Raw genomic sequence first — 16,286 nt, 5'->3', positions numbered from 1 at the left:
CCAGGCGTAATCACGCCTGCATATACTGCTTCATGTAAACCCGCAGGCGCTGCAGCGCCCGGCTGTGGATCTGGGAGACCCGGGCGGCGCTGACGTTCAGCACCTGGGCGATCTCCTTCATATTCAATTCCTTTTCGTAATAGAGCGAGAGCACCATCCGCTCGTTCTCCCGCAGGGAGGCAATGCCCTCCTCCAATACCTGATGCAGCTCCCGGTCCTGGAACTTCTCCTCGGTGGGATTGGCCTGCTGGCCCTGGCAGAGGTATTTTTCCATGGCGTTGCCGCAGCTGTCCAGCACCGCCTCAAAGGACACCAGGCTGGACACCGCCGTCTCGGAAAGCAGCGCGTCGTACTGCTCCCGGGACAGGCCCATATAGTTGGCCACCTCTTCGCTGGAGGGCACCCGGCCCAGCTGAAAAGCCAGATCGTCCATGGCCCGGTTGAGCTTGATGGACTTCTGGCGTACCTGACGGGGCAGCCAGTCCTGCCGCCTGGCCAGGTCCACGATCATCCCCCGCAGACGGGTGGAGACATAGGTTTCAAACTTCACATTTTTTTCCGGATCAAATTTGTCCACTGCGTTGAGCAGAACCAGCAGCCCCTCCTGGATGATGTCGTCCAGCTGCGCAAAGCTGCTGTACATTCCGCTGGCCTGTAAGGCGATGCGGCGCACCAGCTGGGTATAACGCAGGGCCAGCATCCATTTCAGCTCCTGGTCCCCCGTCTGCCGGTACAGCTGGAGCAGCGCCCGGTCGTCCAGCTTTTCCGCCTGCTCCCGGGAGACGGGAAGCTCTTCCCGCAGGGCATTGACCGTACCTGTCTGTTCCATCTGCCTCCCGCCTCCTCTCCTTGACCTGCGCCGGTCAGGGCTGCAGGGTGATGTTGCCTATGGCCTGAATCTGAATGTTGCTGGTGATCTCGTGGAAGGACAGCACATACACATCGGGATAAAACTGTGCGATCAGGCGGCTGAGATAGACCCGGATGACCTGACTGGTCAGCACCACAGGGGTCTGGGACAGCTCCTGGAACTTCTTCCGCAGCTCTCCCAGCTGGGCCATCATGGGCTGCATCACATCAGGGCTGAGGGCCAGGTAGACCCCCTGCTCATTCTTGGTCAGGGCGGCCAGGATCTTCTTCTCCACCTCAGCATCCAGGGTCACCACCCGCAGCTGCCCGTTTTCGCAGAAACGGCGGGTAATGGTCCGGCTCAGGCGGGTACGGACCTGTTCGGTGACGGCGTCGATATCCCGAGCGCCGCCGGCGTCCACAATGGCCTCCAGAATCAGGCCCAGGTCCCGGATGGGAATGCCCTCCTTCAGCAGGTTGCGCAGGATCTTCTCCAGGGCCGCGTAGGTCACCAGATTGGGGATGGCGTCGGCCACCAGATCGGGATCGGTCTTTTTCAGGTGCTCCACCAGCTGCATGACCTCCGTCCGGCCCAGCAGCTCGTAGGCGTGGCGCTTGATGGTCTCGGACAGGTGGGTGAGCATGACGGTCAGCGGCGTGATGACGGTATAGCCATAAATCTCCGCCATCTCCTTGTTTTCCGGCAGAATCCACCGGGAGGGGATACCGTAGGCCGGCTCGATGGCCTCGATGCCGTCGATCTCGCTGGTGGGATTGGGGGGCTCCAACGCCAGGTAGTAGTCTACCAATACTTCGCCTCTGGCCACCTCTTCGCCCCGGATCCGGATGATGTACTGGTTGGTACCCATACCCGCGCCGTCGTGGAGGCGGATAGAGGGGATTACAAGGCCCATATCCTGGGCATACTGCCGGCGGAAAATAACGATACGGCTGATGAGCTTGCCGCCGCTGTTTTCATCCACCAGCGGGATCAGGCTGTAGCCGAATTCCATTTCGATGGGCTCCACCGTCAGCAGAGAGTATACGTTGTTGATGTCCTTGAAATACTCCGCTTCGCCGGCGGCGGTGGCTTCCGGCGGCGGCGCCTCGAGCTGCGCCTCTTCCTGGACCTGAAGCTGTTTTTTCTCCTCATCCATCCGGCGCTCGCCAATGAAGCCGCCGGCGGTCAGGGCGGCACCCACCAGCAGCAGGGGCAGGGTGGGCGTGCCCGGGAAAACGCCCAGCAGCAGCAGGATGACGCCAGTAGCCATAATAGCCCGGGGCTGGGCCTTGAACTGGCCGATGACATCGCTGTTCAGGCTGCCGTCAGACACAGAACGGGTGACGATCATGCCGGTAGCGGTGGAGATCATCAGGGAGGGCAGCTGAGAAACCAGACCGTCACCGATGGTGGCGATGGAGTAAACACTCAGCACGGTCTGGATATCGCTGTCGCCCTGTACCATACCGATAATTATACCGGCCACAAAGTTGATGAGCGTGATGATCAGCGACATGATGGCGTCGCCCTTGACGATCTTGGTGGCGCCGTCCATAGCGCCGTAGAAGTCGGCCTCCTTCTGGATCTTATACCGGCGCATCCGGGCTTCTTTCTCATCAATGAGGCCGGAACTCAGGTCGGCGTCAATGGCCATCTGCTTGCCGGGCATGGCGTCCAGGGTAAACCGGGCGGCCACCTCAGACACGCGCTCGGCGCCCTTAGTGATAACGATAAACTGTACCAGTACGATGATCAGGAAGATCAGTACACCGATGACGATATTGCCCTGGGTAATCAAATTACCGAAGGCACTGATGACCACACCGGCCTGACCGCCGTCACGGAGGATCAGACGGGTGGAGGATACGTTCAGTCCCAGTCGGAACAGGGTGGTCACCAGCAGCAGGGACGGGAAAATGGAGAACTCCAGCGCCTCGGAAATGGTCATGGTGATCATCAGGATCATGATGGAAAGTGAAATATTGATCACGATCATCACGTCCAGCACCGGCGCACTCATGGGCAGCACAAGGAACAGGACGATGACGACCACCGCCAGGGATATGGCATTGTTGAAAATTCGTTTCATAACTTCCTTGCTGCTCGCTTTCTCTTAACTGCCTCCGCCGTTGAGCCGGTAGAGGTACACCAGCACCTCCGCCACAGCGTTGTAGAATTCCGGCGGGATCTCCTGGCCCAGCTCAGTGGACGCATAGAGGGACCTGGCCAGAGGAACGTTTTCCACCACAGCCACCCCGTGCTCCTCCGCTACCTTCACGATGCGCAGGGCCACCTGATCCTGGCCTTTGGCCAGCACCAAAGGCGCCTGGTCCTGATCGGGCTTATAGCGCAGGGCCACAGCAAAGTGGGTAGGGTTTCTGATGACCACATCTGCCTGCGGCACTTTCTGCATCATGCGGGACTGGGCCATCTTCCGCTGGGTTTGCTTGATCTTGCTCTTGATCTGAGGATCGCCCTCCAACTGCTTGAACTCTTCCTTGATCTCCTGTTTGGACATCCGGATCTGGCGTTCATAGTCCCAGCGCTGGTAGAAATAATCCGCTGCGGCCAGTACCACATAGGCAATGCCGATCTGCATGGACATCTGAAACGCCTGGCCCAGCAGGTCGGCGCAGGCTGCAGTCAAATCCGTGAAGAGATATTTGGTGAAGGTATCCACCACGCCGGACAGAAAGTTGTAGATGAGATACAGCAGCACCAGAATTTTCAAAAGGCCCTTCAGGGCCTCGATCACACTGCGCAGGGAAAACAGGCGCTTAATGCCCTGAATGGGGTTTAATTTGCTGAACTTGGGCTTTATCAGCTCAAGGGAAACCAGCAGTTTGGTCTGAAACAAGGTGACCGCAATGCCAACCACCACGGTGGCCCCCATGAGTATGCCTCCCGCCTGGACGGCGGTCCACAAAAACTGCACCAGCAGCTTTTCCAAATCACCGATACCGGGTATCGTCTGCTGTATCTGGACCTGGGCAATACACATACGCAAGAACCGGCCGATGTGTCCGGCGGCACTTCCGATGGTCAAAAACAGGACAACCAGTCCCACCAGCAGCACAGCCACCGAAACGGCGTCGTTGCTAAAGAAGATATTACCTTTCTTTCGTTCGTCACGCCGCTTTTTTGGGGTTGCTTTTTCGGTTTTCTGGCTGTCCGCCACCTTGTCTCACCTCTTATGGGGCTATCCCGATGCGCCAATGATCTCTAGCATTCTGCCCATGGAGTTCAACATTCCCTTTTCGGCATCCAACAGGAACTCATTGATGGGCGTCAGAAACAGAAATAGCAGCACCAGACCGACGATCACCTTCAATTCAATATTGATGACAAAGGCGTTGATCTGAGGAATCGCCTTCATCAAAATACCCATGCCCAGCTCGCCCAGCAGCTCGGCTGCCAGAATAGGCATGGCCAGCTTGACGGCCAGCACCATGCTGGAGAGAAAGATCTCCACGATGCCTGAGGCCACCGCCTGCCCAAAGGCCACCTCGCCGAAGGGCACCACCTGCTGAGACCCCAAAAAGATCCGCAGCATGGTATAGTGCCCGTTTTCCGCAAAAAAGTCCAGCACCAACAGCACATTGAGCAGAGATGCGGTCACTGTCATGTTGATCTGGCTACTAGCGTCATAGACCTGGGCCATGGTCAAACCCATCTGGTTGTCGATGACCTCGCCGCCCACCTGGATGACCATAAAAAGCAGCTGCATCACAAAGCCCAGCACAAAGCCGATGCCCAGCTCCAGCAGCAGCCTGAGTCCGAATTCCACAACGGTTCCCGGCAGAGCGGCAGGTCCCTCTTCTACCACCCCCATCACAAAGACGGAAAGGACCATAATCATTCCCGCCCGAAACAGGTTGGTCAGTGTGGATCTGTTGAGAATGGGGTTAAACAGCACAAAGCCGGTCACCCGCATAAAAATCAGTGTAAAAAGATAGAGTTCAGACCAGTCCATCGTCCTTCCGTCCTCACATCAGGGTGAACAGGTAGCGGGTGAACTCCAGCAGCAGCTCCATCATCCATCCGCCGCCCACCAACAGGACCAGCACCACCACGATCACCTTGAGAATGAAGGACAGGGACTGCTCGTGAATCTGGGTCACGGCCTGAAAGATGGCCACCAGAATACCCACCAGCATACTCAGGATCAGCATAGGCCCGCCCAGTTTCAGGGCCACTCCTACGCCCTCCCGCAGAATATCTACAGGCTCCATAGTTTACCCTCCGTTTTCCTAATTGAAGCCCTGTATCAGAGTGGAGAACAGCAGCTGCCAGCCATCCAGGGTAATAAAGAGCAGCAGCTTGAAGGGCATGGAGATCATGGAGGGTGGAAGCATAATCATGCCCATGGACATCAGCGCCGAGGCTACCACCACATCAATGAGCAGGAAGGGGAGATACAGGTAAAAACCGATGATAAACGCCCGCTTCAGCTCAGTGGTCATAAAGGAAGGGACCAGAATCCGCAGCGGCAGGTCCTGGGCGCTTTGTGGGCCGTCCGTCGGTTCCACTCCCGCCAGCTCACAGAACAGATCCAGCGCGCTTTGCTCGGTATTGTTGGCCATAAATTCCTTGAGGGGAATTTCCGCCCGCTGGATAAATTCCTCCTGGGTGATCTCCTCCGCTATGTAAGGTTCATAGGCGGTGGTCTGGATCTTGCTCACCACTGGGGACATGGTAAACAGAGTCAGAAACAGCGCCATACCCACCAAAACCATATTGGGGGGATTTTGCTGCAGTCCCATTGCGGTGCGCAGGAAAGAAAACGAGATGATATACCGGGTAAAAGAGGTCATCATCACCACCATGGAGGGCAGCAGGGTTATCATGGTGGTCATAAAAAGGATTTGGAGAGTTTGGACATTTTCTCCATTTACATTGATCAGCGCGTCCATCTCTCACACCTCCTTATCGCTTCCGCTGCTCCAATACCCGGCGCAGCGCCTGTACAAAGCTGTCCGAACCGCCTGTCGTCTGGGGGTCCTGGGTCATCCAGGGCGCGGCCTCCTCCTCCGACAGCTCCCGCAGGGTGGTGACCCCACCCGGCGTAACCGCCAGAAAATACAGCCGCTCCCCCATACGCACCAGCAGCAGTTTCTGCTCCTTCCCCACTGTGATTTGCTCCAGCACCGTCAGGTGCCGTCCTTTCCACCGTCCGCCCAAGGCGGTACGGCCTACCACACGCTTGGTAAACCAGTAGGCCAGTACCAGGATCAGACAGGTGACCAGCAGGGCCCAGAGCAGAGAGCCAATCTCTTCCAGGGGCATAGTAGATTAGGGAGCGCCTACGATGGAGGTGACCGTTTTGAGCAGACGATCGCTCTTGAAGGGCTTGACGATAAAGTCCTTGATACCCGCCTGTACAGCCTCCACCACCATGGCCTCCTGGCCCATGGCAGAGCACATGACCACATTGGCGTTGCTGTCCTTGGCGCGGATGGCCTTCAGAGCCTCCAGGCCGTCCATGTTGGGCATAGTAATGTCCATCAGCACCAAATCGGGATTGATCTCAAAGTACTTTTCCACCGCATCCTGGCCGTCCACAGCCTCGTGGATGTCATTGTACCCCTCTTTGGTCAGGGTATCCCGGATCACCTTTCTCATAAACGCAGCGTCGTCCACAATCAGAATCTTAGCCATGATGTTCATCCTTTACTGTTTTTTTGTTCCCTGTGCCGTACCTGATTTGTCCGGCCGGGTCAGGTCAGTTTTAAAAGCTCGTTGTGCTTGAGCACCTCGGTAATACGTACGCCGAAGTTGTCGTCAATGACTACCACATCGCCCTTGGCGACACACAAACCGTTGACAAACAGATCTACCTGGTCTCCGGCCAACTTGTCCAGAACGACCAAGGAGCCTTTGGAAAAAGCGAGGATGTCCTCCACCTTCCGCCGGGTTCGGCCGATTTCCACCGAAATCTCCAGCGGGACGGACATGATCATCTCCAGATTGTCCGCCTGTTCCTTGCCCAGGCGGTCCTCCACGTCCAGCGAGGGGAACTGTACGGGATTGGCGTTGATGAGTTTGGGCTCCGGCATCTGCCAGCCCGGCATCTGCTGCATGGGCATTTGCTGCATAGGCATCTGCCAACCCGGCATTTGCTGAGGGATTTGCTGTTGAGGCGGCATCTGCTGTACCGGCGCCTGCTGCTGAGGCGCCTGGGCTCCTCCGGCCATACCGCTCATCATCCGCTCGATCTCTTCCTGGCTCATGGTAGCGCCGGAAGAGGCAGGAGCGGGTGCGGGAGCCGCCTGACCGCCAGCCATGCCGCCCATCATCCGCTCGATCTCCTCCTGGCTCATGGTGGCGCCGGAAGAAGCGGGTGCGGAAGCTGCCTGGCCGCCAGCCATGCCGCCCATCATCCGTTCGATCTCCTCCTGGCTCATCACCTGGCCGGAGGACCCGGAGGAAGCGGCCGGGGCGGGCTGAGGCTCCGGCTGGGGCGCGGGGGCCTGCTCCGCCTCTGGCGAGGAGACACTGCCGAAGTTCATCTCAAAGCCTGCCAGCAGCTCTCTGGCCAGGTCCACCGACATCACGTTGACAAATTCGCTCTTGAGGATATCCTCAATGCTCAACATGAACCGGACCACAACCAGCGTACCGTCGGAGGCGGAGAAATGCTCTTGCTTGAACTTGTCTATGTCGTCCAGTGCGAAGGATTTCGGGGTGGAGATGTTGACCGCATGACCCAGGAAGTCGGACAGAGCGGTGGACGCTGCGCCCATCATCTGGTTCATGACCTCACATACCGCGCTGACGGTTAGCTCATTGAGCTCAAATTCCTCTTCCGGCGTCTTATATCCCATCAGGATATCCACGATCACCTTGACGTCGCTCTTTTTCAGCAGCATGATGTTGCTGCCTTCCAGACCGGACACATAGCTGATCTCGATGCCGATCGCCGGCTCCAGATCGCCGATGCTGAAGTCCTCCACCGAAACCACGCTGACCGAGGGGGTGGTGATATCCACCCGGTGGTCCAGCATATTGGATACCGCGGTTGCCGAGGACCCCAGGCTGATGTTCATGATTTCACCGATGGCGTCCAGTTCCATCGTATTAAAGGTGTTCTGAGCCATGCGCCTCACTTCTCCTCTCTTGTCTGGACGTGATAGGTATCGGAAATTTTAACGGCCATGCTGTTGCCCTGGGTACCCAGCTTTCCGCCGAACCAGGGCTGACCGCCGATATACAAATGAATCGGCTCCTGGGTAGGATGTCCCAAATCGACCACGTCTCCCACGTTTAAAAAATAGATATCCCGCAGCGTCAGCTGGGTCCGTCCCAGCTCCGCGGTAACCTCCAATCGGGAGTCCCTCAGGATATCCATGATTTCCTGGGAGTTGTTCTCCCCCGAGCCGCGGCCCACCTGGTTCATAGCCGCGATCTTGGTAAAGATGTTGGTCAGCATCATGCCCGGCAGACAGATGCTCATACGCCCGGTCGCGTTGGTAAACTTGATGCTGATGCCGATGATGACCACTGTCTCGTCCAGGCCGATCAGCTGTACCAGCGTGGGGTTGGATTCCACCCGCCGGAAGGCAAAATTCAGGTCGATGTAGTTCTCCCAGCTGCCACCCAAAATACCGATCATGTCCTTTAGGATATCCTCGTAGAGCTTTAACTCCAGTGCGGTAAAGCTGTACCCGGCAGGCGCGTTGGCGGTTCCTTCTCCTTCTCCGCCCATGAGCCGGTCCATCATATTCAGGACCAGCCCGGTGCTCAGGTGGAACAAAACCGGGGTCTCCTCGGTCTCCCGCACTCCCTGGACGTCTACATCCGCCAGGGTCAGGACATCTCCGTCAGACAGAGCGTTGGAAAATTCATAGTAGCGCTGCTCTTCCACCGATTCCACCGAGATCTCGCTGGTGGTATGCAGCAGGCCATTGATTCTGGAATTAATGATGCGGGTATAGTTTTCAAAGACGCTGTTGATCATTTTCAACCGGTCTTTGGTAAATTTTCTCGGGCTGTAAAAGTCGTACTTGCGGTACTTTTTCTCTGCGTCCTGGTCGGAACGATTCAGGTCCATCTCGCCGCTGCGGGCTGCGCTGAGCAGTGCGTCGATCTGACTTTGCGACAATACTTCCGCCATGCCTATCCCTCCTGGCCGGAACCGGTTTGCGTCTGGGTCTGTCCGTCGGATGTGCCGGCGGTCCCCTCCGTCTCGCCCAAGGTTTCGTCCTCGCCGGAACGCATCGTGTAGTACTGGGCAATGTCGTCTCCGATACCGTTTTCTACATCAAGTCCTGTAATCAGCAGTTCCACCCGCCGGTTCGCGGCCCGGCCGCTGGAGCTGTCGTTGTCCGAGACAGGTCTCCACTGACCATATCCGACACTGACCAGTCGGGCGGGGTCTATCACATTCTTTTCCTGCAGGTAGACCGTTACCACCGCCGCGCGGTTTGTGGCAAGGAACCGGTCCGCCGTAGCGTTGTTGGGCTCATCGGGCATTTCCTGGGCGGTATGGCCCAGCACCCGGATCTCGTCAATAGACTCATTGACCTGACCAATACTCATGGCGATTTGGTCCAGCACGACTTTGCCGTCATCCCGCAAAGTATAGCTGTTTCCGTCAAAGAAGACGGTATTGTCAAAGGAGATGAACGCATAACCGGCGCCCTTGGTGATACTGACCTGGGTGGTCAGATTCTCCTCCTCGATATACTGCTTCATGCTTTGGTAGAGTTCCTCGATCTCCGCGTCTACCTGGGCCTGGGTCAGGGTGGGCGTTGTTTCATTTTCGGCGTTGCTCACCTCATGGCCGCCGGGGTTCTGCTCGGTTACGGCATCCGGATTAAAGGATTCCACCAGGGCAACCCACTTCGCCTTGTCCATCGTGGACATGGAGTAGAGCATGACAAAAAAGCACAGCAACAACGTGACCATGTCACCATAGGTGTCCATCCAGTTGGCTCCGCCGCCGCCGCCGCGTTTTTTTCTCATTTCCAAGCCTCCTCTCCCCCGTGGCCGGGCCGTTTATTTCTTCTTGGCTTTTTTGCCCTTCTTGCCTTCATTGGGCTGAGCGCCTCCCTCTTCCGCGCCGTCCCGCTGCTTCTGCTTCATAAAGGTTAACAGCCGCTCGCGGAGAAATTTGGGGTTTTCGCCCGATTGAATAGCCATAATACCCTCTACCACAATCTGCCGGCAGAGAATCTCTTCCTCATCCCGGGCCGTCAGGTTGGCGGCAATGGGGTTAAAAATCACGTGGGCCAGGACAGAACCGTAGAAGGTGGTAACCAGAGCCACCGACATATTGGGGCCCAGAGATTCCATATCCGCGCCATCCAGGCCTTTCAGCATGTTGATCAGACCGATCAGAGTACCGATCATACCAAAGGCCGGGGCGGCGTTGGAGCCCCGTTCATACATGGCCACCACTTCCTGGTGGCGGGCTGAGGTCTGCTCAATATCGTTGTCCAGAATGCTGCGTACCCGGTCAGGATCGTTGGCGTCCACAATGAGCATGATGGCCTGCTTGAAGAAGGGGTCCGTCTGCTCATTCGCTTTTTCTTCCAGAGCCAGAAGTCCGTTTTTCCGGGCGATCTGTGCCAACTCCACCAGCTGGTCCACATAGGAGTTGGGGTCAAAGGCCTTTGCCCGCAGCATGATCTTCAAATGGGCCGGCATGGACTTGGCCAGTTTGGGGTAGCAGGCAATTACCACTGCAAAGGTACCGCACACCACGATCAGGATACTGGGTACGTCAAAGAAGTTTATCAGGTTGACCAGCACGATAGGCGGGCTGGCAGTCGCATCGAAAGCGATACCGAACAGGGTAAAGAATATGGCCAAGAGTATGCCGATCAAATACATGATGTTCATAACGTCGATCCCTTCTGTCTATCTCCCGCCCACAAGCGGGGAAGCGTTACGGTCAGCGCCGGTCGTCCACAGAGATCTCCCGGTGGATGTCCTGAATCTTGGCGTTATACTCCGCAATCTTCTGGATGATCTGCTCAGCGGTGTCCCGCACCAGATAGTAATCATGATTCATCATGACCACCTTGCACTCCGGGATCAGTTCAATGCACTCGATCTGGTTGTGATTGACCAGGAACCGCTCTCCATTCATCTTCTGCAACACAATCACAATGCTCGCCCTCTTTTCTTGTGCTCCGCCGCCTGGGGGCTTTTTGCCCCAGGCGGCGGAGCGCCTGTTCCGTCAGATCATAGATCAGCGCTTCATATTGACCAGCTCTTCCAGCATGGTGTCCGTAACGGTTACGATACGGGTATTGGCCTGATAGCCACGCTGATAGAGGATCATGTTGGTAAATTCGGTAGCCAGGTCAGTGCCAGAGCCCTCCAGGAAGGCAGTCATCAGACCGGTGGTGCTCTTATTCAGCAACTGAGTAGCCGGATCAGTAGCACCGTTGGCTTGAATTTTTCCATTTCTCAGAGCGCCGGTCACCGCGCTGTTAAAGGCACTGACCGTGATGTCTCCGGCAGCGTCACCGGCCTCATAGTAGGGTCCGTCGAGGTGGAGCACACCGTTGGGGTTTTCCGCCACGCCCATGGCGATATAGCCCACCACAACCACGTCGCCGGTGTCATCATTGTTACAGGTGATCTTGCCGTTCTCATCAATACGCAGGTTTTTATAGTTAATATAGCCATCCAGCTCGGTATCGGCATAGCCGGAGTTCCCATCCTCAGGGTTAACATTTGCGCCCGTGGTGCCATCCACACCAACATAGACCGCCTTGCCTTCCTCGCCTTGTTTGTTAGACTTCATAGGCAGACGGATAGGCACCAAATCTTTAGAAATCTCACCTGCTGCGGTACCTGCCTGACCTGCACCATTTTCTGCGTCGGTTTCAGCACTGGTCAAAAATCCGTATACCACGTTGCCCTGGCCGTCGGTGAGATAGCCGTCCCGGAACTGGAAGTCACCCACCCGGGTGAGCTGCAGCTTTTTCACCGCATCAGCGCTGTCAATGTTCTCTTGCTTGGAGCCCACCAGGAAGAAGCCGTCGCCCCGGATGGTACAGTCCAGGTCGCGGCCGGTGGCGCTCAGGTCGCCGGTACTCATATCCAGGTCGATGGTACCCACGGTACAGCCGTAGCCGATCTGCTTGGGGTTGGTGCTGCCCATCATATTGGTACCGGCGGAGCCGGCGCTCAGGGTATCGTAAACACTCTCTTTAAAGGTAATGCGCTGGGCCTTGTAGCCATTGGTGTTGACATTGGCAATGTTGTTGCCAACTACGCTCAGAGCCTGCATGTGGGTCTTCAGGCCGGAAATAGCCGCGCTCATAGCGCCTGTCATAGCCATGTGTATTTGCTCCTTTTCCAATCGTGGCGCCGCCGGGAAGCCGTCCTTCACACGGCCCCCAGAGCCTCCTTACGGTCCTGCCCTCTGTGATTCACAGGAACACGGCACCGTCAATGTTGGTAAAAATGCTGTCTTTCATCTCCGCTTCAGAAAGAGCGGTGATCACGCGGTTGTTGGGAACGTTGACAATAAAGGCCAAACTCTGATCCAGTGCCAGAATATTGGTGGCGCCCTTGGCCTGGGCTCGCTCTACCGAGTCACCCAGCCGTTCCAGAAGCGTCGGAGTCACTTCGATCCCCCGCTCCTCGGCCCGGCTCAGGGCGTGCTTGGAAAACGCCACCTGACGGGTTTGGGTACGGGCCAGCTCCTGCTGCAGCACTGAGCCAAAATTGCCTTCTCCGGAGGTCTGTGTCCTGCGGGCGTCAACCTGTCCGGTCAACCCGTTGGATCCCACCGCATGGATCGATCCCACCATGGGAACACCTCCTTTATTGTACCTTGAGGCTCCTTAGACCTCCGGCGTCTCCTGGTCGCCGCCTTCGGTACCGCCGGTACCTCCGGTCTCGCCACCTTCGCCGCCTTCGCCGCCTTCCCCTTCCTCGGGAATCTCAGGCAGAGTGCCCACAGCCATAATGCTGTTCAGGGGATACATCTCATCATCGATAAAGATCACCGGGACATTCTCATAAGTACCGGTACCCTGCACAGTGCCCACAACTTCCTCAATCTTGCCCTCTTCATTGTAGACGCCGACCGTAACGGTCTTGCCTACCAGAGAGGCCGCATAGGACATGGTGGTGGCGGCGGTCAGGTTCTCCAGACCAGTCTGCACCGTATTCATCATCTGGACCACCGACATCTGGACCATCTGGTTGAGCATATCGGAGGTATCAGCGGTGTTGTCAATGGTCTGATTCTGCAGCTGCTGGACCATAAGGTTCAAATAGTCGGTAAAGTCCAGGCCAAAATCGTTATCGTCTTTGACGGTATACCCCAGGTCCTCGACCTCTTCCACCGTCAGGTTTCCGCCGCTCTTAGCTGCGGCGTAGCTGTTGACGTTCTGGAAGGTATCCAGAGACATGGGCATGAAATCGCTGCTCTCCATAGTTGTTCACCTCTTGCTTGTGCGCCGTTTATACTGCTTCGGTCTGGCTGTCTACCAGGCCCAGACGCAGCTGGTGGAGGAAGGATTCCGCCTCCTGGCGCGGAGTATGCTGCTGTTGTTGCTGCTGTTGCTGTTGCTGCTGTTGCTGCTGCTGGTCGTCGGGCTGCTGCCACATGGACTGGCTCTGCTGAGGCTGGGGCACCTCCACCCGTACCTGGCTGTTGGTGTTCTCCTGCAGCAGCATACCCAGAGACGAGGCGTGGTCGCTCAGCAGTCTGGCGGTCTGCTCGTTCTCAGCGTGGAGCACCACGTGGAGAATACCCTCGGGGCTGCGGGTGAATTCCGCCACCACAGTACCCAGGTTGGCGGGGGTCAGCTTGATCTCCAGCCGCTGTTCGCCCTGCTGCAGCGCCGTCTTCAGCATATCGCCCAGCTTGTTTTCCACCTCCTGAGCGGGGGCGGTCATATCCACCTCGGCGTCGCCCACCCGGACAGGAGTGGCCTCCACATCCTGGAACAGCGGGGTCTGCCAGCTGCTCACCGCAGCGTCGTCCAGCTTCTGATCCTGACTATTCTGGGGCGCGGACTGGGTCAGATCCTGAGCTTGGTCCTGCTGGGACTGCTGAGCGGTCTGCTGGGTGGTCACCACGGTCTCCTGGGTCTGCTGAGCGGAAACGTTCTGCCCATTCAGAGCGTCGGCGGACTGGTTGGTCTGCTGGGTCTGCTGAGGCTCCTGAGCCTGCCCGATCACCTGCGCCTGCTGGGGCTGGACCTGCTGGGTCAGGCCATTGTCAGCCTGTACCTGGGGCATCTGGACTGCATTCCCATCCACAGCAGTCTCAACCACCGGGGTAAGGGTCTGGACCGGAGCGGTCACGGCGGCCTCGGGCGCCACCTCTCCCTGCTGCACCACAGGCGTGATCGTGACGGTTTGGTTCATCAGGAAGGGCGCCAGAGCCGCGGCCTGCAGCTCCATGGTCTCAGGCTGTTCCTCCGGCTGGGGCTGCGTGGGATCTGCCGGCTCCTGAGCGGTATTGTCCTCCGGCTTCTGTGTGCCGTTGGTCTTGTCTCCGCTCTGCTGGGTCAGCTGGTCCCGGCGCTGGTCCAACAGCTCCTGGAACGAGGTACCCTGGCTGTTGGCGCTGCTCTGGCTGCTGCCGTTGGACTGGGACACATTGGGTACCTGCCAGGCGGCCTGCATGGTCATCTGCAACAGCATATCGGTCATGTTCATCTTTTTTCACCTCCTTTCAGTGTTGGGATTATGTTCAAGAGTCGCTCCTCCCCGCCCGCACGGCGGAGACCAGCTCGTCTATGAACAACTCATCTTGTTTTTGTTCGGCCTTCCGGTAGTCCTCTTGCTTCTTTTCCTTCAGCTTCTCCAGCATAGCGGCGTCCTGGTGCGCCTGGAGCATCTGAATCCGCCGCTTTTCCGCCTCGGCCTCCAGATCCCGCAGGGCCTTGGTCTCACGGGCAATCTCCCGTTCCAAAGCCCGCAGGCCCACCTCAAAGCCCATGGCGTCGGCAATGCTGATTCCGGCGGCGGCCTCCTCCCGGAACTGCTGGTTGGTCTCCTGGTAGCGCTGCTGCACCGCCTCCAGGCGCATACGCTGCTCCTGGACCCGGCGCATGGCCTTACCATATTCATTCTGCCGCCCCTCCAGCACCTGCTGGCGGTAACTCAGTACACTATCCAGGCCAAATCGGAACTTTTTCATGGGTACTCCTTTTCTTACAACAGCTTCCGCATCATGTCCAGGTCCTCGTCATAGGAAAAGCCCTCTCCGATGCCCTGCATCAGAAATTGCTGGATGCCGTCGATCTTGCTCAGCGCGTAGTCCAGCTTGGGGTTGGTCCCCGCTTTGTAGGCGCCGATGGACACCAGGTCCAGATTCTTTTCGTAAAGCCCCATGATATCCCGGATGCGGGCCGCCAGCTGCCGGTGCTCCGGGGAGACGATATCGGTCATCAGACGGGAAATGCTGGCGCCCACGTCGATGGCGGGGAAATGGTTGCTGTTGGCCAACCGCCGGGAGAGCACGATGTGCCCGTCCAGAATACCGCGGACGGTATCGGCGATGGGTTCGTTGGTGTCGTCGCCCTCCACCAGCACGGTGTACACGCCGGTGATGGAGCCTTTCTGGAAGTTTCCGCTGCGCTCCAGCAGCTTGGGCAATTCAGAATAGATGGAAGGGGTGTAGCCTCTGGCCACCGGGGGCTCTCCCACCGCCAGGCCGATCTCACGCTGAGCCATAGCAAAACGGGTGAGGGAGTCCATCATCAGCAGCACGTCATATCCCTGGTCCCGGAAGTACTCGGCCACACCGGTGGCTACCGAGGGACAGCGTTTCCGCAGCATGGCGGGCTGGTCGGAGGTGGCCACCACCAGCACCGAACGGCTCATACCCTCCGGGCCCAGGTCCTTCTCCATAAACTCCAGCACCTCACGGCCACGTTCGCCCACCAGCGCGATGACGTTGATATCCGCCTTCACGTACTTGGCGATCATGCCCATCAGGGTACTCTTGCCTACGCCGGAACCGGCAAAAATGCCGATTCTCTGGCCCTTGCCCACAGTAAGCATCCCGTCAATGGCCTTCACCCCGAATTCCAGCCGTTCCCGGATGGGGGGGCGGGCCATGGGGTTGATGTAGGTAGCCCCATCCACGCAGAAGGGGGTCCCCCCTTGGAAGGGACCCTTTCCGTCAATGGGCTGACCCAGGGCGTTGATAACCCGCCCTTTTAAAAAGGGGCCCATATTGAGGCTCAGCCGCCGGCCGGTATTGCGCACAAAGTTGCCGGCGGAAATGCCGCTCATGTCGGAGTAGGGCATCAGCAGGATATGGTCGTTTTTGAAGCCTACCACCTCGGCCATCACCTGACCGCCCGACTCTCCATTATAAATCTGGCAAATGTCCCCTACCGCCGCCCGGCCGCCGGAGGCCTCGATGGACATGCCCACAATATTTTCAATCTTACCGGTGTAGCTGACGGTCTGGGCCTGCTGCACCCGCTGGATCATCTCTTCAAACAAG

19 protein-coding genes are annotated in these 16,286 nt (G+C 57.7%); all 19 read right to left on the bottom strand.

The window, feature by feature from the left end:
- Positions 1 to 10: 10 nt before the first annotated feature.
- Positions 11 to 829, bottom strand: a complete 819-nt coding sequence (locus Q0J75_RS02515; protein WP_297196472.1) for a sigma-70 family RNA polymerase sigma factor — start codon at positions 827 to 829, stop codon at positions 11 to 13.
- Positions 830 to 863: 34 nt separating this feature from the next.
- On the bottom strand, positions 864 to 2,939 hold the full coding sequence (gene flhA, locus Q0J75_RS02510) for a flagellar biosynthesis protein FlhA (RefSeq protein ID WP_297196471.1): 2,076 nt from the start codon (positions 2,937 to 2,939) through the stop codon (positions 864 to 866).
- 24 nt (positions 2,940 to 2,963) lie between these two features.
- Positions 2,964 to 4,028 (bottom strand): flagellar biosynthesis protein FlhB, encoded by a 1,065-nt coding sequence (gene flhB, locus Q0J75_RS02505; RefSeq protein WP_297196470.1) that lies wholly within the window; start codon positions 4,026 to 4,028, stop codon positions 2,964 to 2,966.
- Between the two features lie 21 nt (positions 4,029 to 4,049).
- Positions 4,050 to 4,823: a flagellar biosynthetic protein FliR gene (locus Q0J75_RS02500; RefSeq protein ID WP_297196469.1), complete on the bottom strand. Its 774-nt coding sequence runs from the start codon at positions 4,821 to 4,823 to the stop codon at positions 4,050 to 4,052.
- Between the two features lie 13 nt (positions 4,824 to 4,836).
- Positions 4,837 to 5,082 (bottom strand): flagellar biosynthetic protein FliQ, encoded by a 246-nt coding sequence (locus tag Q0J75_RS02495; RefSeq protein WP_297196468.1) that lies wholly within the window; start codon positions 5,080 to 5,082, stop codon positions 4,837 to 4,839.
- 18 nt (positions 5,083 to 5,100) lie between these two features.
- Complete coding sequence (gene fliP, locus Q0J75_RS02490) at positions 5,101 to 5,763, bottom strand: flagellar type III secretion system pore protein FliP (protein WP_297196467.1); 663 nt, start codon at positions 5,761 to 5,763, stop codon at positions 5,101 to 5,103.
- Positions 5,764 to 5,776: 13 nt separating this feature from the next.
- Positions 5,777 to 6,136: a FliO/MopB family protein gene (locus Q0J75_RS02485; RefSeq protein ID WP_297196466.1), complete on the bottom strand. Its 360-nt coding sequence runs from the start codon at positions 6,134 to 6,136 to the stop codon at positions 5,777 to 5,779.
- A 6-nt stretch (positions 6,137 to 6,142) separates the two neighbouring features.
- Positions 6,143 to 6,508 carry a response regulator gene (locus tag Q0J75_RS02480; protein ID WP_297196465.1) on the bottom strand — a complete coding sequence of 122 codons (366 nt, stop codon included), beginning with the start codon at positions 6,506 to 6,508 and terminating at the stop codon, positions 6,143 to 6,145.
- 59 nt (positions 6,509 to 6,567) lie between these two features.
- Positions 6,568 to 7,947 carry a flagellar motor switch protein FliN gene (gene fliN / locus Q0J75_RS02475; RefSeq protein WP_297196464.1) on the bottom strand — a complete coding sequence of 460 codons (1,380 nt, stop codon included), beginning with the start codon at positions 7,945 to 7,947 and terminating at the stop codon, positions 6,568 to 6,570.
- Positions 7,948 to 7,952: 5 nt separating this feature from the next.
- Positions 7,953 to 8,963 (bottom strand): flagellar motor switch protein FliM, encoded by a 1,011-nt coding sequence (locus Q0J75_RS02470; protein WP_297196463.1) that lies wholly within the window; start codon positions 8,961 to 8,963, stop codon positions 7,953 to 7,955.
- A gap of 2 nt (positions 8,964 to 8,965) precedes the next feature.
- Positions 8,966 to 9,814 carry an OmpA/MotB family protein gene (locus tag Q0J75_RS02465; protein ID WP_297196462.1) on the bottom strand — a complete coding sequence of 283 codons (849 nt, stop codon included), beginning with the start codon at positions 9,812 to 9,814 and terminating at the stop codon, positions 8,966 to 8,968.
- 33 nt (positions 9,815 to 9,847) lie between these two features.
- Positions 9,848 to 10,693, bottom strand: a complete 846-nt coding sequence (locus tag Q0J75_RS02460) for a motility protein A (RefSeq protein ID WP_297196460.1) — start codon at positions 10,691 to 10,693, stop codon at positions 9,848 to 9,850.
- 52 nt (positions 10,694 to 10,745) lie between these two features.
- A complete protein-coding gene (locus Q0J75_RS02455) occupies positions 10,746 to 10,961 on the bottom strand; it encodes a flagellar FlbD family protein (protein WP_297196458.1) in 216 nt (71 codons plus the stop codon).
- An 84-nt stretch (positions 10,962 to 11,045) separates the two neighbouring features.
- Positions 11,046 to 12,146 carry a flagellar hook-basal body complex protein gene (locus Q0J75_RS02450; protein ID WP_297196457.1) on the bottom strand — a complete coding sequence of 367 codons (1,101 nt, stop codon included), beginning with the start codon at positions 12,144 to 12,146 and terminating at the stop codon, positions 11,046 to 11,048.
- A 91-nt stretch (positions 12,147 to 12,237) separates the two neighbouring features.
- Positions 12,238 to 12,621 carry a TIGR02530 family flagellar biosynthesis protein gene (locus Q0J75_RS02445; protein WP_297196455.1) on the bottom strand — a complete coding sequence of 128 codons (384 nt, stop codon included), beginning with the start codon at positions 12,619 to 12,621 and terminating at the stop codon, positions 12,238 to 12,240.
- A 33-nt stretch (positions 12,622 to 12,654) separates the two neighbouring features.
- Complete coding sequence (locus Q0J75_RS02440; protein ID WP_297196453.1) at positions 12,655 to 13,251, bottom strand: flagellar hook capping FlgD N-terminal domain-containing protein; 597 nt, start codon at positions 13,249 to 13,251, stop codon at positions 12,655 to 12,657.
- 28 nt (positions 13,252 to 13,279) lie between these two features.
- Complete coding sequence (locus Q0J75_RS02435; protein WP_297196451.1) at positions 13,280 to 14,485, bottom strand: flagellar hook-length control protein FliK; 1,206 nt, start codon at positions 14,483 to 14,485, stop codon at positions 13,280 to 13,282.
- Between the two features lie 34 nt (positions 14,486 to 14,519).
- Positions 14,520 to 14,969: a flagellar export protein FliJ gene (gene fliJ, locus Q0J75_RS02430; RefSeq protein ID WP_297196449.1), complete on the bottom strand. Its 450-nt coding sequence runs from the start codon at positions 14,967 to 14,969 to the stop codon at positions 14,520 to 14,522.
- A gap of 14 nt (positions 14,970 to 14,983) precedes the next feature.
- Complete coding sequence (locus Q0J75_RS02425; protein WP_297196447.1) at positions 14,984 to 16,285, bottom strand: FliI/YscN family ATPase; 1,302 nt, start codon at positions 16,283 to 16,285, stop codon at positions 14,984 to 14,986.
- Position 16,286: the final 1 nt, after the last annotated feature.

The sequence above is a fragment of the uncultured Flavonifractor sp. genome, assembly GCF_944385615.1.
Classification (GTDB): Bacteria; Bacillota; Clostridia; order Oscillospirales; family Oscillospiraceae; genus Flavonifractor.
Note: the sequence above shows the minus strand (reverse complement) of the source record. Positions and strands in the feature narration are given on the sequence as shown.